Raw genomic sequence first — 19,383 nt, 5'->3', positions numbered from 1 at the left:
GATTCGTCTTGTCCTGGCTGTTGTTGCTGTTCGCAGGTCTGCTCGAAGTCTGCTGGGCTATCGGGCTCAAGTACACACAGGGCTTCACGCGCCCGCTGCCCACCGTGCTCACGATCTCCGCGATCATCGCGAGCCTCGTTCTCCTCGAGGCCGCCTCGCGGACCCTGCCCATCGGCACGGCTTACGCCGTCTGGGTCGGCATCGGGGCGTTCGGGGCGGCGATCGCCGGCATCCTTCTGTTCGGCGAGCCTGCGACGCCCGCGAGGCTCGGCTTCCTCGCGTTGCTCGTCGTGTCCATCCTCGGCCTCAAGCTGTCGAGCGCCTGAGCGATCTCCGCCTCCGCGCGCACGACTGACCGCCTCGGGTCGACTAACCTCCCCTCCATGCACGGAACCCCCGAAGCCCGCGCCCTGCACGCGCAGTTCCCCGCCATCGATCTCCACGCCGACAGCCTCATGTGGGCGCGCTGGGTCGGCTACGATCTGCACGAGCGCCACGAGCCGCCGCTGCCGCTCGCTGCCCTGGCCGGGCACGTCGATGTCCCCCGCCTCGTCGAGGGCGGCGTCGGCGCGCAGTTCTTCGGCCTGGTCTCGGTGCCCATCGGGCAGCGGCGCGGGCTCGCCGCCGTCGTCGACGAGCAGATCGACCTCCTGGAACAGGCCGTCCGCGCGCAGCCGGACCGCCTCACGAAGGCGCTCACCGCCGAGGACATCGAGGCGGCGAGCGCCCGCGGCGCCGTCGCGGCGCTGCTCGGGATCGAGGGGGCGCACGCCCTCGAGGGCGACCTCGACACGCTCGAGCGCTTCGCGCGGCGCGGCGTGCGCTACCTCGGGCTCTGCCATTTCAGCGCCAACGACGTGTGCTATCCCGCCTACGGCCGCGGGCGCAGGGACGGCGAAGGCCTCACCCCCTTCGGCCGCGAGGTCGTGCGCCGCGCCGAGGATCTCGGCGTCATCGTCGACCTCGCGCACATCAACCGCGCTGGCTTCCTCGAGGCGTGCGCGCTCGCGCGCCGGCCACCCATGGTCAGCCACACCGGTGTTGCCGGCGCGTTCGAGCACTGGCGCAACATCGATGACGAGCAGCTCCGCGCCCTCGCCGACCGCGGCGGGTGCGCCGGGATCATCTTTTGCCCGCTCTACCTCGGCGGCAACGGCCTCGCCCCCGTGGTCAAGCACCTCCTGCACATCATCAACGTTGCCGGCGAGGACACCCCCGCGCTTGGATCCGATTGGGACGGCTTCATCGTTCCCACACGAGAGCTGTGCGATGCCGCCCATCTTCCGCTCTTGACGGATGCGCTGCTCCAAGCTGGGTTGAGCGAGCGTGTCATCGGCAAATTGCTGCGTGATAACGTAATGCGCACCTTGGGCGATAATCCGCTTCCAACGAGGCTCCAGGCTGCGTAGTCTCGCTCGACAGGGCCGTCGGGGTGGGTGGTCCCTCCGGCGCTGCACGAACTCATCCTCACGCGGAGCGGATGCAGGCCATGACTCTCCATCGCCTCGCTGCACAGGGCTATGCCACTGCAGCGGATGCTTATGAGAAGGGGCGCCCCGACTACCCGCGCGGCGCGATCGAGCTCCTGCTCGATACCCTCCGCATCGACGCCGCGAGCACCGTGCTCGATCTCGGCGCGGGGACCGGCAAGCTCACGCGCCTCCTCGTGCCGACGGGCGCCCGGCTCCTCGCGCTCGAGCCGGTCGAGGGGATGCGCCGCAAGCTGGGCCAGATGGTCCCATCGGCCATCCCGCTCGACGGCGTGGCCGAGGCGATCCCCCTGCCCGAGGCGTCGGTCGACGCCGCGGTCGCCGCGCAGTCGTTCCACTGGTTCCACGGCGATCTCGCGCTCACCGAGATCCACCGGGTGCTCCGGCCGAGGGGGCGCCTCTCCCTGCTCTTCAACCTGCGGGACGAGCGCGTCGACTGGGTCGCTCGCATCTCCCACATCCTCGACCGCTACGGCCGGGATGCTCCGGTCCACCGGTTCGGGGCCTGGCGCCAGCCTTTCTCCGACTCCCGCCTCTTCGCGTCGATCCGGGAGCATGAGCTCACCCACACGCAGGAGCTCGATCTCGACGGGCTCCTCGAGCGCATCGCCTCGACCAGCTACATCTCCGCGCTCCCCCTGAAGGAGCGGTACGCGGTCCTGAACGATGTCCGCGAGCTGGCCGGGAACCACCCGGACCTCGCGGGCAAGAGCGTGTACCTCTTTCCGTACCGGACGCTCGTGGCCTCCTACGAGCGGCGCTGAGCGTCCCGCGCGCCCGCCGAGCATCCCGTGCGCCCGCTGCGGGGTGCGCCGTGCTAGAGCGGCGCCGCATGTCGGCGCATGAAGTCGTGATCGTCGGCGGCGGGCCGGCGGGCCTGAGCACGGCGATCTTCCTTGCCCACCATCGCCCGGCCCTCACCGACAGGATCGTGGTGCTCGAGAAGGAGCGCTACCCGCGGGACAAGTGCTGCGCGGGGGGGCTCGGCGAGCGAGCGGACAGGGCGCTCGCGGCGATCGGGGTGACGATCGACGTGCCCTCGGTCGTGGTGCACGGCGTCAGCGCGGCGTTCCAGACCGGCGAGATCGCGCTCCGCGAGGGGAACATCGGCCGCGTCGTCCGGCGCGTCGAGTTCGATCGCGCCCTCGCCCTCGCCGCGCGGGCGAGAGGCGTCCGGATCGTCGAGGGGGCGCGGGTCACCGGCGCCTCCTTGAGCCCCCACGGCGCCCGGATCGAGAGCTCGGCCGGGGCCTTCGACGGCCGCGTCGTCGTCGGCGCGGACGGGGTCGGCAGCGTCGTTCGCCGCGCGATGGGGCTGCCGTTCGGCAGGCTGCGCGCGCAGGCCGTCGAGGTCGACACCGAGCCCGTCGCGGCGGACCGGGCGCGCGACCTCCTGCACTTCGAGATGCGGGACCGCTCGTTCCCCGGCTATCTGTGGGATTTTCCCACGATCGTGGGCGGGCGCGAGCTCGTCTGCCGGGGAGCGTACGTGCTGCACGAGGGCGCCCTCGGCGCAGCGCGCCCCGCGCCCGACGCCGAGCGCGTCCTCCGGAGCCGGCTCGCGGCGCTCGGCCTCGACCCGGACCGCTACCGGCGGAAGCGCTTCGCCGAGCGCGGTCTCGACCGGAGGGCCGCGGTCGCGCGGCCTGCGGTCCTGCTCGTCGGCGAGGCCGCGGGCATCGATCCGATGCTGGGAGAGGGGATCGCCCAGGCGATCACGTACGGCGCCCTCGCGGGCGAGTACCTCGCCGAGAAGCTCGAGGCCCGCGATCTCGGGTTCCACGACTGGGCCCGGCGCGTCGAGCGCTCGCTGCTCGGCCTGGACATCCGGTTCCGCCGCCGGGTGATGCGCGCCTTCTACGGCGCGCCGCGGGAGCGCGTCGAGCGCTATCTCCTCGGCGAGCCGTCGTTCCTGCGCTTCGGCATGCGCCACTTCGCCGGCAGACCCCAGCCGGCGCCCGACGCGCTCCGCGCCGCGGCGACGGGCGCGCTCGTCGTCGGCCGGCTCGGGATCGAGCGCCTCGTCGCGTCGATCCCCCCGCGGGGCGTGGATGGCGATGGCGATGGCGATGGCGACGGCGCTGGCGCGCACCCGTAGCGACCCGCGCCGCGCCGGTGCGCGCCGGCCCCCCTCGACAGCACCATGCTAGCATCGCCGGCCATGATCGCGCCGATCCAGCCGGCGGCCGGGATGCTCTTCGGAGAGTTCCGGATCGTTCGACCTCTCAGCGCCGGGGGCATGGGCGCCGTGTACATCGCCGAGCAGGCGAGCACCGGCAAGCTGCGCGCCCTCAAGCTCATGCATCCCCAGCTCTGCGCGGACACCCGCCTGCGCGAGCGCTTCGAGCAGGAGGCGCGGGTCGGCGCGCTGGTCGAGAGCGATCACATCGTGCAGGTGATCGGCGCCGGCATCGACCCGGCGAGCGGCGTGCCGTGGCTCGCGATGGAGCTGCTCGAAGGGGAAGACCTCGCGCAGCGCATGAAGCGCTGCGGGCCGCTCCCGCCCCAGGAGGTGCACGAGATCTTCCGGCAGCTCTGCCACGCGCTCGGCGCCGCCCACCGGGCGGGCGTGGTCCATCGGGACATGAAGCCGCAGAACGTCTTCCTCGCGAAGACGCACAGCGCGACGGCGCCGTGGTCGGTCAAGGTCCTCGACTTCGGCATCGCGAAGATCGCCGCGGAGGCGAGCACGATGGCGACCGCGTCGCTCGGCACGCCGCTCTGGATGGCGCCCGAGCAGACGGAAACGCGCGGGCAGATCGCGCCGGCGACCGACGTGTGGGCGCTCGGGCTCATCGCCTTCGCGATGCTCACCGGCCGCACGTACTGGCGCGCCGCGAACGACCCGATGGGCACCGCGATGCCCGTGCTGCTCCGCGAGATCCTCTTCGAGCCGATCGACCCGGCCTCGACGCGCGCGACGGCGCTCGGGAGCGCCGGCAGCATCGTGCACCCGTTCGACGCCTGGTTCGCGCGCTGCCTCGCGCGCGAGCCGTCGCAGCGCTTCCAGACGGCGCAGGAGGCGTTCGACGCGCTCGGGCCGGCGCTCTTCGTCGACCCGCGCGGCGCCGCGATCTCGGTGGCGCCGCCCGGCATCGCGGCGGCGGCTGTCACGGCCGCGGGGATGGCCTCGCGCCTCTTGATGACCGGCCCGACCGAGGTGGCTGCCGACGCGCAGCGCCCGCCGTCAACGGCCCCCGGCGCGCGCGGGGGTGCGCCGCCTTCCTCGCAGCCGGCGGATCGGTCGCGGCAGGGCGCGTCCTCTCCGCCGGCGAGCGCGCCGGCCCTGGCGAGCAGCGCGCCGGCGGAAGCCCCCCCGCGGCCGGCCTGGTGGAGGCCCATGCTGCTCCTCGCGGGCGGCCTGCTCGGCGGCGCCGCGGCGGCGGCGGCGCTCGCGTTCGCCACCGGCCGCCCGCCGCGCGATGTCGAGCTGGTGCAGCGCCTGCCCGCGCCGGCGCACCCCACGGTGGTCAGCGCGGGGCGCGGCGACGAGGCGCGCCCGCCGGCGTCGGCCGCCGGCGCGGACGGCGCGGACGCCCAGCAGCCGGCGCCCGGCCCTCGCCACGGGCCGGTGCTCCTGCCGAAGGCCCCGCGCCCCTCGCGCGAAGGCGGCGCGCCCGCGACCACGGCGCAGCCGAGCGCGGCGCAGCCGAGCGCGGCGAGGCCGTTCGATCACGCGGCGGCCCACGCCGCGCTGCAACGCAAGGGGTCGACCGCGCCGGTCCACTGCAAGGGCAAGCAGGGGCCGAAGGCGGTGACGGCGCGCGTGTTCTTCAACCCCGCGGGCGCGGTGCAGCGCATCGGGATCGATCCGAGGGTCGCGATGACCCCGGCCGGGAGCTGCGTGCACATGGTGCTCGGCTCCACGCGGGTGCCGCCGTTCGACGGGAACGAGCTCCAGGAGGTCTCGACGACCGTCGCGATCGAATGAGCTCCGCGGGCGGGGCGGCCGCGAAGCGGACGCCGGGGTTCGGGGCGGAGCCCCGAGGCAACAAAACTAGGGCCGCCCGCGCGAAGCCGCCGCGAAGCGGCGCAGAAGTCCGGCCAACCCTGGCCGGACTTCTGGCGGGCGGAGCTAGCCGCCGGCCGGCCCGGTCACGGGCCCTCGGAGACGCACTCGCCCTCGCCGCGGAAGTGCCCGAGCGTGCCCGAGAGCGCCGCGACGAACGCACCGAGATCATTGATATTTCCGGCGCTGCCCGTGCCGTAGCCGCCCTCCGCGATCGCGACGAGGCGGACCGCGGCGAGCTCCTCCAGGGTGACGTCGCCGTCGCCGTCGGCGTCCGCGGCGGCGATCGGCGCGAAGCGGCGCGAAGCGGCCGCGGACTGGAGGTCGTCGTAGAAGAAGTGGTCGCCGTGGATCGTGAGCTCCACGGTGTCGGTGCCGCCGTTCGTGACGAGGACGCCCTCGGTCTCCTTGCCGGCCTTCTCGCCCTGGCAGTCGGCGTAGCGCGTCGCGAGCGAGAAGGTCCAGTCGAGGCGCTTCTCGTCGCCGCCGTCCCCCTTCCGCGCGATCGCCTCGATGTGCACCGACGCGCCCGCTGCCAGCATCAGCGCCTTGTCCTCCTCGGTCGCCCCGTCGAGCGCGGTGTCCGCGTCCGCCGGGCCGATCTCGTAGGATACGCGCTCCCAGGGCTTCGCCTCGAGGCCCTCGAACGTCACCACCGGCTTCACGCCGGGCTTCGTGTGGTCGTACAGGATCGAGCCTTCCATCCGCGCACCGACGTTCCCCTCGCGATCGGCGACGGTCACGTTCCGGAGGACGAACAGGAACTTCTCGTACCGGACGCTCCAGCCGTCCTCGAGATCCGCGGCCGGGATCTCCTGCTCGATGTACTCCTCTCCCCACGTCGAGAACGCCACGCTCCCGGCCCCCGACGCGCCGTCATCGCCGCAGCCGGCGAGCGCCGTCGCGGCGAGCGACAGCGTCGCTGCGTACATTCCTCCGGTGATCCTCATCGCTCCTTCTCTTTCTCTTGCTCTTGCGGGGCGCCGGGCGCGAACGAGAGCGCGTAGGCCGTCCCCTTCTTGAGGCCCCGCGCGAAGCCGCGCCGGGCCTGGCTCTCCGGCTCGAGATCCGCCGGCGCGCCGTCGTCGCTCCCGGCCACGTCCTCGAAGTCGACCTGGTCGAGCCAGACCGCCGGCTTGACCACGAGCGTGACGACGCCGGGCCCGTCGACGTAGAGCTCCTCGAAGACGCACCCTTCCACCGCCGGCTCGCCGGTCGCGTCGCTGACGACGTCCGCGAGCAGGGCGCGCGCGCGGAACACGCGCGCGACGTCGCCCTTCTCGGCGCGGCCCTCGAGGGCGACGACGTGCCCGTCGAGCTCCGCGGCGAACGGGCCCGCGGGCGGCACGCCGAACGTGAAGCGCGCGGATCGCACGACGCCGCTCACCGCGTCGGCGTCCGCGAGCGCGGTCGCCCCCTCCAGCAGGTCGACCGAGGTGGGCTGCGTCATCTGGCCCCTCGCCTCGCCGGCTCGATAATGGCCCGGGTGGGCGTGCGCCTCCGGAACGGCCCACCGGGCGAGCCGGTCGAGCAGCGAGGGCGCGCCGCCGCGGCCCGGCGCCGCGCGCAGCGCCGTGAACGGCGCGCCCTCGAAGTAGTAGAGCGGCCCGACCGACAGGTGCGCCTTCGACAGGGTGATCGTCCAGCCGAGCGCGTTCGTGAACGGCTCGGCCGGCGCCGCGTCGGCGACGATCTCGGTCGCGAGCGTGAGGCGCTTGCCGGCGGTCGAGTCGCCGCCCGCGGCGCCGCACCCGGCGGCGAGCGCGCCCGCGGCGAGGAGCCCCGCCGCGGCGAGCGCGGCGCGCCGGCGGGGCCTTTCGTGTGCTGTGGTGGATGTCATCGAGGACCTCATCCGAGAAAGAGCGAGAGCGAGACGAGGAAGCTGCGCGGGGCGCCGACCGTCACGTGCCGCGCGGGCAGGAGGTCGGGCGCCGCGCCCCGGGTGAAGCTCGACGGGTAGACGAACTCGCCGTCGAACCAGGCCGCGTCGAGGAGGTTGTAGACGTCGAGCCCGAGCTCGACGCGGTGGTAGCGGACGTGCGCCGTCACGTCGGTGAGGAGCGCGTCGCGCCCGAGCTCTCCGTACGGCAGCGGGCGTCCGTGGAGCAGCGTCGCGCCGGCGCCCGCGCGGGCCTCGAGGCGCCGGCCGAACAGCGCGCCGAGGCGCGGCGTCACCGCGAGATCGGCGCGCGCGACGACCTGCGGCACGAACGGGAGGAGATCGCCCGCCGCGTGGCGCCCGCCCGCGGCGGTGAAGGCGGCCCGGGTGTAGGTCAGGCCGACGCTCGACACGAGCCACGGCGCGGGGCGCGCGACAGCGTCGAGGGCCACCCCGGTGCGGGCCGTGGCGGGGACGGGCTCGTTGCGGCCGGTCGCCTCGTCGAAGACGAGATCCTCGCTGAGGCGCGCGTGGAACAGCGCCGCCGACGCCCTCACGAGCTCGTCCGCGTAGCGGAGCCCGGCCTCTGCGGAGAGCGCGCGCGTGAAGGGGGTCCGCTCGCCCTCGCCGAGGCTGCGCGCCTGGGGCGAGCGGAACCCCTGGCCCACGCTGGCGAGCGCGTGCAGCCCGGGGAGCAGCGTCACGTCGATCGTGCCCTTGCCGCCCACGTGGACGCCCTGCGCGCTGCGCGCCTGCGCGCCCTCGCCGGCGTGGTCGACGACCTGGTAGGCGAGCCCGTCGGCGCGCAGCCCGCCGCGCACCGTGACCCGCCGCGCCGGCCGGATCGACGCGTCGAGGTAGCCGGCGAGGTCTGTCGCGCGGACCTTCGCGTCGACGAGCGTCGCGGTCGGCCGGCCGTCGACGGCCGCGAGGCGCCGCTGCGACTGCTCGATCCAGTCGGTGCGCGCGACGACGCCCGCCTCGAACGTGTCGCGCTCCGACAGCACCGGGAACCTGAGCCGGTACGAGGCGGTCGCGCCCGCCGTGATCGCCTCGTTGAGCTGCTGGGTGGCGTCGCCGGAGGTCGGATCCGCGAGGTAGCCGGTGAAGTTCGAGCGCAGGCGGAGCGCGCGCAGCACGACGAACGGCGCGAGCGAGAGGCCCTCGCCGCGGGCGGCGTCGCCGCCGGACGAGCGCAGGTCGACGACGAGCTGCGCGCGCGACGAGTCGCCGCCCTGATCCGGGTCGTACGAGGCGAAGCGGTCGACCTGGCCCGCCTCGAGGTCGTCGAGGCGCAGCACGCCGGCGGAGCCGAAGCGCGAGGCGAACGCCGACACCATCACGCGCGCGCGGACCCCCGCGAGGGGCTCGTAGACGCCCTGCGCGATGGCCGAGGTCCGGCTCGCGGCGCGGGCGGGGCCGAAGCCGTCGGTCGTGTACGCCTCGAACGCGGCGAACGTTGTCTCCTCGGCGTGCTCGGGGTGGTAGGCGAGGAAGAGCCGGCGCGCGCCGAACGAGCCGGCGGAGGCGGTGGCGGTGATCCCCGGCTCGTCGTAGCCGAGCTCGAGGCGCACGGTGCCGGCGACGGCGAAGTCCCCCTGGCGCGGATCGTACGACCCGGGTTGCGCGCGGAGCTCGCGGATCACCTCGGGCATCACGAAGTGGAGATCGGCGTAGCCCTGCCCGTGGACGTTGGACACCTCGTTGACCGGCGCGCCCGCGATCCAGATCTCGAGGTCCTGCCCGTGGACCGCGTCGAAGCCGCGGAAGAAGATCTGGTGGGCCTTGCCCTCGCCGCTGTGCTGGGCGGCGAACACGCCCGGCACGAGCTGCAGCACGTCGCTCGCGGTGCGGTGGGGCGCGGCTCGCACCTCGGCCCGCTCCCGCACCGCCTCGGAGGCGCTGCGCGGCGGCGGCGCGCCCTGCACAACGACCGCGATCGGCGCGGCGTCGCCGGTCGCGGCCTCGGCCGCCGCGGGCGGCGGAGGGGCGGCGGCGTCGCCGGCGCGCGCCGGGACGGCGGCCGTGGTGATAAGGAGCGGCGCGAGCGCCGTGCGCAGGGAGAGGATCACAGCGGGACCGCTCCGTAGCACGTTTTTCTGAATTCGTGCTACGCGGCTGGATGCGCTCGCTCGCCTGGGATCCCACCGGCGCGCCTGCTAGAGGTTTCAGGCGGCCGGCGCGGGGTGTCCGCGGCGTTCCTTGTCGCTGGCCGCGGGGCGCCGCACCGGGACGAGCAGGAGCTATTTTTCGATGCCCGCTCGATTCGTGGGATGGAGCGGAGCGCGACAGCGGTCGCGACAAGATGTCGCATTCAGGTTGGTGATGACGCGGCCTATCGTGGCGCGCATCGTTCCTTGGTTCCTCAGGAGGACTCTCATGAAACGCGGTCTTCGTGCGTCATGGCTCTTGTTCCCGCTGGTCGGGGCGGCGCTCTCGCTCACGGCGTGCGGCAGCGATGGTGGGGGGAGCCCCGCCGATGGCACATCATCGACCTCGACGGGCGCCGCCGGCGGCGGGGCCGGCGGCGAGGGGGGGAGCGGCGAGGCAGGCGGCGGCGGGGCCGGGGGCGGCGACGCGGCGGTCGCTGTCGAGCTGCAGTTCGAGGGCCGCGTCCGTGACGAGGTGTTCTCCTGCAGCGACACGTACGCTGTCGGCACCGCGGCGACGGACGTGAAGCTCAACGACTTCCGCCTGTACATTCACGATGTACGCCTGCGCCGCGCGGACGGCGAGGAGGTGCCGCTCTCGCTCGAACAGGACGGGCTGTGGCAGCACGAGAACGTCGTGCTCCTCGATTTCGAGGACAGGTCGGGCAGCTGCGCCAACGGGACGCAGGAGACGAACGGGCTCGTGCGCGGGACGGTTCCGGCCGGGGAGTACGATGGCCTGTCGTTCAAGCTCGGCGTCCCGTTCGAGCTCAACCACGGCGACGCTTCGGTCGCGCCGTCGCCGCTCAACCTGACCGGGCTGTTCTGGAGCTGGCAGGCCGGGTACAAGTTCCTGCGCATCGACAGCGTCTCCGAGGTGGGCGCGATCCCCTTCATCGTGCACATCGGGAGCACCGGCTGCGTCGCCGGCGAGGGCGGCGAGGTGACCGCGTGCGACCGCCCCAACGTGGCCGAGATCGTCATCCAGGACATCGATCCGCTCACGACGAAGGTGCTCGTCGACTATGCGGCGCTCGTTTCGGACACCGACGTGTCGGGGAACGCCGGCGGCACGCCTGGCTGCATGTCCGACGCGACGGATCCCGACTGTCCGCCGCTGTTCCTCCACCTCGGCATCGACACCGCCGACGGCTCGCCGCGCCCCGAGCAGCAGTCGTTCTTCAGGATAGACTAGGAGCCATGACGATGTTCGCTCTGGTGACCGCCCTCCGCCGCTCCGCGCTCTCCTCTGCCCTGGCCGCGCTGGCGGCCCTCGCCTGTGCCTGTGGCGACGTCTCGCCGGGCGCGGGCGGGCCTTCGGGGGAGGGCGCCGGCGGCCAGGGCGGGGGCGATGGTGGACATGGCGGGGGAGGCGACGCGGGCCCGTACGTATGGGGGCTGCCGCCGGGCTTTCCCGTGCCGAAGGTCCCCCAGGACAACCCGATGTCGTCGGTCAAGGTCGAGCTCGGCAGGCGGCTGTTCTACGACAGGCGCCTGTCCGGCAACGGCACGTACTCCTGCGGCTCGTGCCATGTCCAGGAGCTCGCGTTCACCGACGGCCTCGCGAGCGCCAAGGGGTCGACCGGCCAGCTGCACTCGCGCGGCTCGATGGCCCTGGTCAACGTCGCTTACCTCACGACGCTGACCTGGGGGAACCCGCTCCTCGACACGCTCGAGGAGCAGGCGCTCCTTCCCATGTTCGGCGAGACGCCTGTCGAGCTCGGGCTCGTGGGCATGGAAGAAGAGCTGTTCGAGCGGCTCCGGGGCGAGCCGCTGTACCAGGAGCTCTTCCCCGCGGCCTTCCCCGGCGACGAGGCCCCCATCGACCTCGCCAACATCACGAAGGCGATCGCGGCGTTCGAGCGGTCGCTGCTCTCGTACCGCTCGCCCTACGACCGGTACCGCTACGACGGCGACCCTTCGGGGATGCCGGACGCGGCGCTGCGCGGCATGGATCTCTTCTTCTCCGAGAAGCTCGAGTGCTTCCACTGCCATGGCGGCTTCAACCTGTCGGACTCGGTGCAGCACGACGGGACCACCTTCACGGAGGTGATGTTCCACAACACGGGGCTCTACAACATCGGCGGGAGCGGGGATTACCCCGAGGGCAACGCCGGGGTCTACGAGATCTCCCGCAACGAGGCGGACATGGGCCGGTTCCGCGCGCCCACGCTGCGCAACATCGCCCTCACGGCGCCGTACATGCACGACGGCAGCGTCGCGACGCTCGACGAGGTGCTCGACCATTACGCCGCTGGAGGGCGCACGATCGAGGACGGCCCCAACGCCGGTGTGGGGAGCGAGAACAAGTTCAAGAGCGAGCTCATCACCGGGTTCGATCTCACAGCAGAGGAGAAAGCAGACGTGATCGCCTTCTTGCAGAGCCTGACCGACGATGCGTTTCTGAAGGACCCGCGCTACGCGGATCCGTGGGCGGAGGCGCCGTGAGCCGGGCCCCCATCCTCCAGAGGGCGCTCCTCGTCCCCGCGCTGGCGGCGCTCGTGTCGGCCGCGATGTACGCCGGCGCGTGCGGCCACGACCACGACCACGGGGACACGTCGAGCGGGACATCGTCCGGGCCGGACCTGGACGACGTCATCTACGAGGGCGGCGCGACCGACGAGGCGCTGCTCGCGCTGCTCGCGGCGGAGCCGAAGGACGAGCCGTCGCAGGGGACGGTGTTCGACGCGCCCGCGGAGGGCGCGACGCTCGCCGGCGACGCCGCGCCGGAGCTGACCTTCCATGTCGCGGGCGCGGCGCAGTGGACGGCCCCTCGGGCCGCGCCGGCGCTGCGGTTCGCGGGCGCCGCGGCGGGGGCGGGGGATTTCGGCGCGGCGGGGGGGGCGCTCTGGGCGGAGGTCGGCGCGCTCCTCGGGCCGGTGCGCGCGGCGCGGGCGCACGGGACGCCCATCAACGGGCGCGCCTACTTCCTTGTCTTCTCGACTGCAGAGCGCGACGGGCTGCTCCGGGTGTTCACGACGAAGCTGAGCTACACGCCGGACGCGGCGGCCTGGGAAAAGCTCCGCGCTGCCGGCGCGCCGATCACCGCCAGCGTGATCAACGCGGTGTTCGAGAACAACCGCATCGTGCAGGGCGGCGGACCGTTCCCCGGCGAGCCGGTCTCCTTCTCCGTGGCGCCCTGAGGGCCTCGGTGGCGCCCTGAGGGCCTCGGTGGCGCCCTGAGGGCCTCGGTGGCGCCCCTGAGGGCCTCCGTGGCGCCCTGGAGGCTGAGGGCCTCTCCTGTGACGCCCTGAGGGCCTCCGTGGCGGCCCGGAGGCCCTCCGTCGCGCAGGAGGGCGGTCCGTCCCCGCGCGCACGCATCTTCCCGCGCTCCGGGAGCCCCCGTGCGCCGCCCCGGAGCGGCCGAGCGGCTTCTCGGCCCGCGCTGTGTGGCCAGCCCCGACGCCCTCCCGAGGGCTACCAGCAGCCGCGGCGCTGACCCATGTAGCGCGTCGGGGGATCTTCATCATGACCATGAGGACGAGCGGGCGGACGGAGCTCGATGCAAGCGCAGGGCACGCGGAGTCCGCGATCACCAACAGCCTGGAGCAGGTGCGCGACATCCTGTGCGGCGCCCAGCTCCGCGAGCTCGCTCGCCGGCTCTCGCACACCGACGCTCAGGTCGCCGCCCAGGCGGAGGAGCTCCGGATCGAGGCGCGACGGCGCCTGGACGTGCTGGAGGCGCACGTGCGCAGGGAGATCGAGGCGCTCAGCGCGTCGACCGAGGCCCACCGCGCGGCCAGCGCCGGCGCGCTCGGCAACGTCGCGCGCGATTCGCGCGAGGCGCTCGAGCTGCTCGATCAGCGGGTCCAGCGGCTGGAAGATCTCGTGGAGCGCACGCAGCGCGAGCTCCGGCAACAGCTGCTCGAGCAGTCCAAATCGTTCCTCGACGAGACGCGGCGTACGCGGAGCGAGCTGAGCAACCTGCTCGAGCGCGAGCTCGCCGCCATGTGGGCCGACAGCATCGACGCGGGCGCGCCGGACACGCCGACGCGCGAGGGAGCCGCGGAGTCCGAGCGGTACCAGAAGACGGAGCGCCGCTCGGACGAGGCCGCGTGAGGCGACGGCGCCGCTCCGGTGAGCGGGTGCGGGCGCGGAGGTCCGGAGACGAACGATGGGACAGCCGAGAGCGCGTCGCGGGGCACCCTCGCCGGTGAGGACGCTCGAAGACCTCCGCCCCCTGCTCGTGGGCCCCGAGCAGCGCCGCATCCGGCGGCTCGAGGAGCGGCTGGACCAGTCCATGGCCGAGATGGTCGCGGGGGTGCTGCCCGAGGCCGTGATCGAGAGCCGCAAGAAGGGCGAGGCGCTCTCGTGGGCGCTGGAGCCGCTCATCGCCGCCGCGATCCACGAGCGCGTGCGCCGCGACCCGGGGTCGTTCGCGGAAGCGATCTCCCCCGCCATGGGGCCGGCCATCCGCGGGGCCGTGGCCTGCGCTCTCCGGGCGATGATCCAGCGCCTCAACGAGGCGCTCGCCCTCGGCCTTTCCTGGGAGAGCCTGCGCTGGCGCCTCGAGGCGCGCCGCACGGGGCGTTCTTTCGCCGAAGTGGTGCTGCTCCGCTCGATGGTCTACCGGACCGAGCAGCTCTTCCTTGTCCACCGCGGGACGGGGATCGTCCTCGAGCACGTGAGCGCCAAGGACATCCCCTACAGGGATCCCGATCAGGTCTCGGCGATGCTCACCGCCATCGACGCGTTCGCCCACGACGCGTTTCGGACCGATGCGCGGCTGGAGCGCTTTCGCGTGGGAGATCTCACGGGGTGGGTGGAGCATGGCCCGTCGGCCCTCCTCGTGGCCATCGTGCGCGGCGTGGCGCCGCCGGCGTACGGGACCGTCCTGTGCGAGGCGCTGGAGCGCGTTCACCTCGCGTACGGGGGCGAGCTCGCCGGCTTCCGCGGCGATCGGACGCCGTTCTCCGGCGCCCGCGAGCTGCTCTCGAGCTGCCTGCAACAGCAACGCAAGCCGGCCCCGGGCCGAGGTCGGGCCGCGGTCGCGGCGGCCGCCGTGCTGGCCGCGCTCGCCGCGACCGCCCTCGTCTTCTGGATGCGCGCCTCGTGGGAGGACCAGCGCCGCTTCGCCGACTGCGTCGAGGCGCTGCGGCGCGAGCCCGGCCTGCTGGTGACCGCGGCGGAGCGGCGCGACGGCCATGTCGCGCTCACGGGCCTGCGCGATCCGCTCGCCGCCGATCCGAGGGCGGTCATCGAGCGCGGCGTCCCCGCGCCCCCGGCGGTCACGCTGCGCTTCGAGCCCTTCTATTCTCTCCACCCGCAGATCGTCGAGCGCCGGGCGGCGCGGGCGCTGGAGCCGCCGCCGGGGGTCTCTCTTTCGCTGCGCGACGGCGTCCTCGTGGCCAGCGGCGTCGCGCCCGAGCGCTGGATCGAGCGCGCGCGCTGGTCGGCGGCGGTGCTCCCGGGCGTCTCGGGGTTCGACGGCGAGCGCCTGCAGGCCCAGGAGTCGATCGACCGGGCGCGCGCCGCGGCGAGATCCCTCGAGGGGATCGAGCTCCTCTTCCGCCGCGGCGCTGCGCGGCTCTCCTCCGGGCAGCGCGCGCGCGTCGACGAGGCCGCGGCCGCGGCCGAGCGGCTGTTCGCGCTCGCGCGCGAGGCCGGCATGACCGCCGAGATCCGCGTGATCGGCTACGCGGATCCGGTCGGGTCGGAGGCGTCGAATCGAGCGCTCAGCGCGGCCCGCGCGGAGCACGTCGCGGCCGAGCTCGGCGCGCGCGGGATCCCGGCCGACCGGCTGCGCGTGAGCGGCGTGGGCCTGCGGCGCGAGCTCCTGTCCCCGTCCTGCCCCGGGGGAGCGGCGCCGAGCGGGTGCATCACCGGCGCGGACGCGCGGCGCGCGCGCAGCGTGATCTTCCTTGTGGACCTGCGCGCGGCGAGCAAGGAGTGAGTCATGGCGGAGAAACGCAAGGTCTGCGTGCTGGGCGCCACGGGGGTCGGCAAGACGAGCCTCGTCGCCCGCTTCGCGCGCAGCATCTTCTCCGAGTCTTACCTGACGACCATCGGCGTGACGATCGAGACGCGGCGCGTGAGGTGCGATGATCGCGAGCTCGACCTCGTCCTCTGGGACCTGAGCGGAGAGGACGAGTTCCAGGACGTCCAGATATCGTACGTGCGCGGCTCCGCGGGCTTGCTCCTCGTCATCGACGGCACGCGGCGCTTCACGGTGGAGACGGGGCTCCGCCTCCACGCCGCGGCGCGGGCGACGGCCGGGGAGCTCCCGTCCGTCGTCGCCCTGAACAAGGCCGATCTCACGGCAGCGTGGGAGATCGACGAGGCCGCCGAGGCCAGGCTGAGGAGGGCGGGCCTCCTGGTCGCGAGGACGAGCGCCAAGACCGGCGCCGGGGTCGAGGGCGCGTTCAGCGCGCTCGCGCGCGCCATGCTGGCGAGCGATGCGCCCTTGTGGCGGGGCTGATGGACGTGGACACCTGGCTCCTCTCGGCGCTGGACATGCTCGTGCTCGAGCGCCTGCGCGACGGCGCCTTCGTCGTCCGCGGCGAGCCGCCGCCGTGGTTCCTCCGGCTCGGGATCGCGCCGCCGTGGCGCGATACACCGCTCCGGATCGATCGCGCGCTGCCGTTCCTGGAGGTGTTCCTCCCCGAGGCGGAGCGGGCCTGGTCCACGGACGCATCGCGGAGCGCGCGAGCCGACTGCTGGACGCAGGGGGGCGTGCAATCCGACTGCTGGACGCAGATGACCGAGGACGACGAGGCGCTGCACCTCGAGGCGACGGCGCTCTGCGTGGGCTCCTCGCGGCTGCTCGTGATCACCCGGAACGACGCGCTGTTTCACGAGCGCCGCCGCGTCCTCCAGCGGGCGCGCGAGCTGCGCCTCGTGCACGAGGCGCTGTCGCGCGAGGTCGAGCGGAAGGACGTCCTCGTCCACTGCATCGTTCACGACCTCTCCGGCCCGCTGAACAGCCTCCTCGGCGCCCTCTCCCTGCTGCAGGAGCAGCCGCTCCCCGAGAAGAGCGGCGCGCTCGCCGCGATCGCGCTCAAGGCCGCCCTGCGCCAGCGCGAGCTCATCCGGGAGATCCTCGACACCTTCGCCGCCGAGGGGGCCGCGCTCGATGCCTCCGGCGGCGAGCTCCCTGAGGTGGCGGACCTGCGCGGCACCGTCGCTCAGGTCGTCGAGGCGCTCCTGCCCATGGCGTGCAGCCGGTGTGTTCGCCTGGAAGGACCGCCGGAGAGCGGCGGGGGACCGCCGTGCTGCGTCGCCGGCGAGGGGCGCAGGCTCGCACGCGTCGTCTCCAACCTCGTCGAGAACGCGCTCCGCTTCACGCCTGCGCGCACGTCGGTGCGGGTCCTCGTGCACGAGGACGAGCCCGGGTGGGCTCGCCTGACGGTGGAGGACGAGGGCCCGGGCGTCTCGCCTGCCATCGCGCCGCGCCTGTTCCAGAAGTTCGCGCACGGCCGCGACCCGGGGGCGGGCAGCGGCCTCGGGCTCTACGGCGCCCGGATCGCGGTGGAGCGGTGGGGCGGGGCGATCGGGTACGAGGCGCGGCCGGAAGGAGGGGCGACGTTCTGGGTCCGGCTGCGGCGCGTCGGCGCGGCGGGCGAGGCGACGGGCGGCGGGGCCCAGCGCGAAGCGCGAAGGGAGTGATGACATGGCCAAGCTCTTGCTGGTCGACGATGATTCGGGGACGCTCGCGTGGATGGCCGAGGCGCTCGACGGCGCGGCGTACGACGTCCGGACCGTGACCAGCGGGAGCGCGGCGATCGAGCTCCTCCGGACCTGGACGCCGGACCTCATCCTCACCGATTTTCTGATGCCCGAGATGGATGGCTTCGCCTTCAACCGGCTCGTGCAGTCGCGCGAGCGGGTGCCCGTGATGCTCGTCTCCGTCGTGAACAAGCCGGCGGAGGCGATCCTGCGAGGGGTCGCCGGCTACGTGCGGAAGCCCGTCACCGCCGCGGAGCTGCGCGCCGCCGTCGAGCGCGTGCTCGGCGCCGCCGAGGGGGTCGCCGTCCTCGTCGTGGACGACGACGCGGACATCCGCGCGTGCTACCGGTTCATCCTCGAGCCGCGCTTCATCGTGCTCGAGGCCGAGAACGGGCGCGACGCCCTCGCGCTGCTCTCGAGCGAGCCCGTGGCGCTGGCCATCGTGGACGTCCACATGCCCGTCATGAACGGGATGGAGCTCATCCGCGCGATGCGCGCCGACGCGAGGTTCTGCACGATCCCGGTCGTGGTGCAGACGAGCGATCGGGCCGCGGCGCGCGCGCCCGTCTGGACCGACCTGCACGTGGCGCAGACGATCCTGAAGGACGAGTTCATTGACTGGCTGATGACCCAGATCGACGCCCACCTCGCGCCGGCGCCGCCGCGCGAGGCCGAGCGCGCGTGGTCGACCGCGAGCCGGTAGGCGCCCCGCGGCCTCGGGCGGGCGCCGTCAGCCGGGCGTCCACTGCGGGTTGGCCGTGAACAGCCCGGACCCGACGCTGATGTCGTAGGCGAGGAACAGGCCGAAGCCCACGCTGAGCAGGCCCGCGGCCGCGCCGAGGGCGCGGTGCATCCCGCCGAAGCGGGCGTTCGTGTACGCGAACGGCACGGCCAGCATCCCGGTGATCAGCATCATCCCGGCGATCGTGCCCGCGCCGAACAGCGCGATGTACCCGAGCCCCCACCGCGGATCGCGCACCGTGGTCAGCACGAGGAGCGCGACCGCCGCGGAGCCCGCCACCCCGTGCACCACGCCGATGAGCAGCGGCCGGAGGCTCACGTAGGCGCGCGACCGGCCGAAGACGCGATCCGCCCAGCCGACGCCGTCCCGGTGGCCGTCGTGATGCTCCGCCCCCTGCGCCTGCGGCTCGCCCCGCCGGACCGCCCGGTAGAGCCGCAGGAGATGGTACGCGCCCAGGCCGATCAGCATCAGCGCGACCGTGAGCTCCATGGCCAGGCCGACGTGCGGCGGCACAACGAGCCCGAACAGGAGGATGCCACCCCCGATGAGCATCAGCGTGAGGGTGTGCCCCAGACCCCACATCGCGCCGATCAGCAGCGCCACCCCGAGGCTCCGGACGCGGCTCACGATCGTCGCCACCGCGATCACGTGGTCCGCGTCGGTGGCGTGGCGCATACCGAGGGAGAAGCCGAGGAGCAGCAGCGGAAACGCCGAGGCGAACATGGCCCGTTTCGTAGCACGGACCACGCGCCCCGTGCTACGCCGGCGAAGGGGCGGCTCCCTGCAGCGCCCGCGGCGCACCGGCCCTCGCGTGGCGCTCCAGCGCGCGGTCTCGTCTCGTCCGGCCCGCGGAGCTCCCTGGACTCCCGGCAGATCCGGTGAAGAATGCCGTCTTGACTCGGCCCAAGAAAGTCGGTTCGTCGGGCGCGGTGATGCGTGACACACGAACAGCGCAGCCTGACGAGGCGCGCTCATCCATCAGCAGCCGGCAGCAGCCGGTCAGCCGTCGATCAGCCGTCGATCAGCCGTCGATCAGCAGTCCATCCACAACCATCGTCCCACGCCGCGTCGCTTCCAGCGTGGTTCGAGGAATACAGATCTTTTGTACGAGCGCCTGGTCCCCAGGACCCCAGATGCCGTCTCCTCCCGGCGTGTCAGTTGGCGTGGTCTCGACTCAGCGCGTCGATGGCCTCTTGCATCCAGACCGCGTCCTCTTCGGCCTGCTTCAGCCCGTGCATCATCTGCTGGCGCAGCATCCCCGAGGTCTCGCGGATGCCCCGACGAAAGACCTCGGCGGCGCGCTCGTGGACGACCTTGAGCCACGGGGCAAGGACGCGTTTGTCAAGCGGTCCTGGAGCGTCCAGGACGGTAACGCAGGCTTCGATGGCCTCGCGCATGGCACGGGATTCGAGCGCGTCGGCGAAGGCGGAGAATTGGAGCAGCGACTC

Annotated in this window: 18 protein-coding genes; 13 read left to right on the top strand and 5 right to left on the bottom strand. The window is 73.4% G+C overall.

What is annotated here, in order from left to right; genetic code table 11:
• The first annotated feature begins 8 nt into the window (after nt 1-8).
• From sugE to WMF17_RS29885, 5 genes are all read left to right on the top strand, one after another.
• Nucleotides 9-326, top strand: coding sequence for a quaternary ammonium compound efflux SMR transporter SugE (sugE, locus tag WMF17_RS29905; protein WP_437644375.1), 318 nt, complete (start codon nt 9-11; stop codon nt 324-326).
• 57 nt (nt 327-383) lie between these two features.
• A complete protein-coding gene (locus WMF17_RS29900) occupies nt 384-1,409 on the top strand; it encodes a dipeptidase (protein ID WP_437644374.1) in 1,026 nt (341 codons plus the stop codon).
• Between the two features lie 80 nt (nt 1,410-1,489).
• Nucleotides 1,490-2,254: a class I SAM-dependent methyltransferase gene (locus WMF17_RS29895; RefSeq protein WP_437596583.1), complete on the top strand. Its 765-nt coding sequence runs from the start codon at nt 1,490-1,492 to the stop codon at nt 2,252-2,254.
• Between the two features lie 68 nt (nt 2,255-2,322).
• Nucleotides 2,323-3,588 carry an NAD(P)/FAD-dependent oxidoreductase gene (locus WMF17_RS29890; protein ID WP_437644373.1) on the top strand — a complete coding sequence of 422 codons (1,266 nt, stop codon included), beginning with the start codon at nt 2,323-2,325 and terminating at the stop codon, nt 3,586-3,588.
• Between the two features lie 63 nt (nt 3,589-3,651).
• Nucleotides 3,652-5,421 (top strand): protein kinase domain-containing protein, encoded by a 1,770-nt coding sequence (locus WMF17_RS29885; RefSeq protein WP_437644372.1) that lies wholly within the window; start codon nt 3,652-3,654, stop codon nt 5,419-5,421.
• Between the two features lie 164 nt (nt 5,422-5,585).
• Here the strand turns inward: WMF17_RS29885 and WMF17_RS29880 are convergent, their stop codons facing one another.
• From WMF17_RS29880 to WMF17_RS29870, 3 genes are read right to left on the bottom strand one after another with little or no spacing between them, the layout of a single operon-like run.
• Nucleotides 5,586-6,449: a hypothetical protein gene (locus WMF17_RS29880; protein ID WP_437644371.1), complete on the bottom strand. Its 864-nt coding sequence runs from the start codon at nt 6,447-6,449 to the stop codon at nt 5,586-5,588.
• Nucleotides 6,446-7,339 carry a hypothetical protein gene (locus WMF17_RS29875; protein WP_437644370.1) on the bottom strand — a complete coding sequence of 298 codons (894 nt, stop codon included), beginning with the start codon at nt 7,337-7,339 and terminating at the stop codon, nt 6,446-6,448. Before WMF17_RS29875 ends, WMF17_RS29880 begins: the two co-directional genes overlap by 4 nt.
• Nucleotides 7,340-7,347: 8 nt before the next feature.
• Entirely contained in the window at nt 7,348-9,450 is a 2,103-nt protein-coding gene (locus tag WMF17_RS29870) for a TonB-dependent receptor (RefSeq protein ID WP_437644369.1), read from the bottom strand.
• Between the two features lie 307 nt (nt 9,451-9,757).
• Between WMF17_RS29870 and WMF17_RS29865 the strand changes: the two genes are divergently transcribed.
• The 8 genes from WMF17_RS29865 to WMF17_RS29830 all read left to right on the top strand — a co-directional run bounded on the left by WMF17_RS29865 (nt 9,758) and on the right by WMF17_RS29830 (nt 17,896).
• Nucleotides 9,758-10,723, top strand: a complete 966-nt coding sequence (locus tag WMF17_RS29865; RefSeq protein WP_437596577.1) for an MbnP family copper-binding protein — start codon at nt 9,758-9,760, stop codon at nt 10,721-10,723.
• Between the two features lie 5 nt (nt 10,724-10,728).
• A complete protein-coding gene (locus tag WMF17_RS29860; protein WP_437644368.1) occupies nt 10,729-11,976 on the top strand; it encodes an MbnH family di-heme enzyme in 1,248 nt (415 codons plus the stop codon).
• Entirely contained in the window at nt 11,973-12,671 is a 699-nt protein-coding gene (locus tag WMF17_RS29855) for a hypothetical protein (protein WP_437596575.1), read from the top strand. The genes WMF17_RS29860 and WMF17_RS29855 overlap by 4 nt, the downstream gene beginning before the upstream one ends.
• Nucleotides 12,672-12,996: 325 nt before the next feature.
• Complete coding sequence (locus WMF17_RS29850) at nt 12,997-13,587, top strand: hypothetical protein (RefSeq protein ID WP_437596574.1); 591 nt, start codon at nt 12,997-12,999, stop codon at nt 13,585-13,587.
• Between the two features lie 94 nt (nt 13,588-13,681).
• Nucleotides 13,682-15,421 carry an OmpA family protein gene (locus tag WMF17_RS29845; RefSeq protein ID WP_437644367.1) on the top strand — a complete coding sequence of 580 codons (1,740 nt, stop codon included), beginning with the start codon at nt 13,682-13,684 and terminating at the stop codon, nt 15,419-15,421.
• 3 nt (nt 15,422-15,424) lie between these two features.
• Nucleotides 15,425-15,946 (top strand): Rab family GTPase, encoded by a 522-nt coding sequence (locus WMF17_RS29840; RefSeq protein ID WP_437596572.1) that lies wholly within the window; start codon nt 15,425-15,427, stop codon nt 15,944-15,946.
• Nucleotides 15,946-17,133 carry a sensor histidine kinase gene (locus tag WMF17_RS29835; protein ID WP_437644366.1) on the top strand — a complete coding sequence of 396 codons (1,188 nt, stop codon included), beginning with the start codon at nt 15,946-15,948 and terminating at the stop codon, nt 17,131-17,133. The genes WMF17_RS29840 and WMF17_RS29835 overlap by 1 nt, the downstream gene beginning before the upstream one ends.
• 4 nt (nt 17,134-17,137) lie before the next feature.
• A complete protein-coding gene (locus WMF17_RS29830; protein ID WP_437644365.1) occupies nt 17,138-17,896 on the top strand; it encodes a response regulator in 759 nt (252 codons plus the stop codon).
• A 27-nt stretch (nt 17,897-17,923) separates the two neighbouring features.
• Here the strand turns inward: WMF17_RS29830 and WMF17_RS29825 are convergent, their stop codons facing one another.
• Nucleotides 17,924-18,658 carry a high-affinity nickel-transport family protein gene (locus WMF17_RS29825; protein WP_437644364.1) on the bottom strand — a complete coding sequence of 245 codons (735 nt, stop codon included), beginning with the start codon at nt 18,656-18,658 and terminating at the stop codon, nt 17,924-17,926.
• 431 nt (nt 18,659-19,089) lie between these two features.
• Nucleotides 19,090-19,332, bottom strand: coding sequence for a hypothetical protein (locus WMF17_RS29820; protein WP_437596568.1), 243 nt, complete (start codon nt 19,330-19,332; stop codon nt 19,090-19,092).
• Nucleotides 19,333-19,383: the final 51 nt, after the last annotated feature.

It is taken from the genome of Sorangium sp. So ce362 (assembly GCF_051519845.1).
Lineage (GTDB): Bacteria > Myxococcota_A > Polyangia > Polyangiales > Polyangiaceae > Sorangium.
Note: the sequence above shows the minus strand (reverse complement) of the source record. Positions and strands in the feature narration are given on the sequence as shown.

Coding starts and splice junctions, on each gene's coding strand:
- WMF17_RS29865 (WP_437596577.1), top strand. CDS start 9,758: ATGAAACGCGGTCTTCGTGCGTCATGGCTCTTGTTCCCGCTGGTCGGG.
- WMF17_RS29850 (WP_437596574.1), top strand. CDS start 12,997: ATGACCATGAGGACGAGCGGGCGGACGGAGCTCGATGCAAGCGCAGGG.
- WMF17_RS29880 (WP_437644371.1), bottom strand. CDS start 6,449: ATGAGGATCACCGGAGGAATGTACGCAGCGACGCTGTCGCTCGCCGCG.
- WMF17_RS29895 (WP_437596583.1), top strand. CDS start 1,490: ATGACTCTCCATCGCCTCGCTGCACAGGGCTATGCCACTGCAGCGGAT.
- WMF17_RS29825 (WP_437644364.1), bottom strand. CDS start 18,658: ATGTTCGCCTCGGCGTTTCCGCTGCTGCTCCTCGGCTTCTCCCTCGGT.
- WMF17_RS29875 (WP_437644370.1), bottom strand. CDS start 7,339: ATGACATCCACCACAGCACACGAAAGGCCCCGCCGGCGCGCCGCGCTC.
- WMF17_RS29830 (WP_437644365.1), top strand. CDS start 17,138: ATGGCCAAGCTCTTGCTGGTCGACGATGATTCGGGGACGCTCGCGTGG.
- WMF17_RS29820 (WP_437596568.1), bottom strand. CDS start 19,332: ATGCGCGAGGCCATCGAAGCCTGCGTTACCGTCCTGGACGCTCCAGGA.
- WMF17_RS29840 (WP_437596572.1), top strand. CDS start 15,425: ATGGCGGAGAAACGCAAGGTCTGCGTGCTGGGCGCCACGGGGGTCGGC.
- WMF17_RS29885 (WP_437644372.1), top strand. CDS start 3,652: ATGATCGCGCCGATCCAGCCGGCGGCCGGGATGCTCTTCGGAGAGTTC.
- WMF17_RS29835 (WP_437644366.1), top strand. CDS start 15,946: ATGGACGTGGACACCTGGCTCCTCTCGGCGCTGGACATGCTCGTGCTC.
- WMF17_RS29890 (WP_437644373.1), top strand. CDS start 2,323: ATGTCGGCGCATGAAGTCGTGATCGTCGGCGGCGGGCCGGCGGGCCTG.
- WMF17_RS29860 (WP_437644368.1), top strand. CDS start 10,729: ATGACGATGTTCGCTCTGGTGACCGCCCTCCGCCGCTCCGCGCTCTCC.
- WMF17_RS29900 (WP_437644374.1), top strand. CDS start 384: ATGCACGGAACCCCCGAAGCCCGCGCCCTGCACGCGCAGTTCCCCGCC.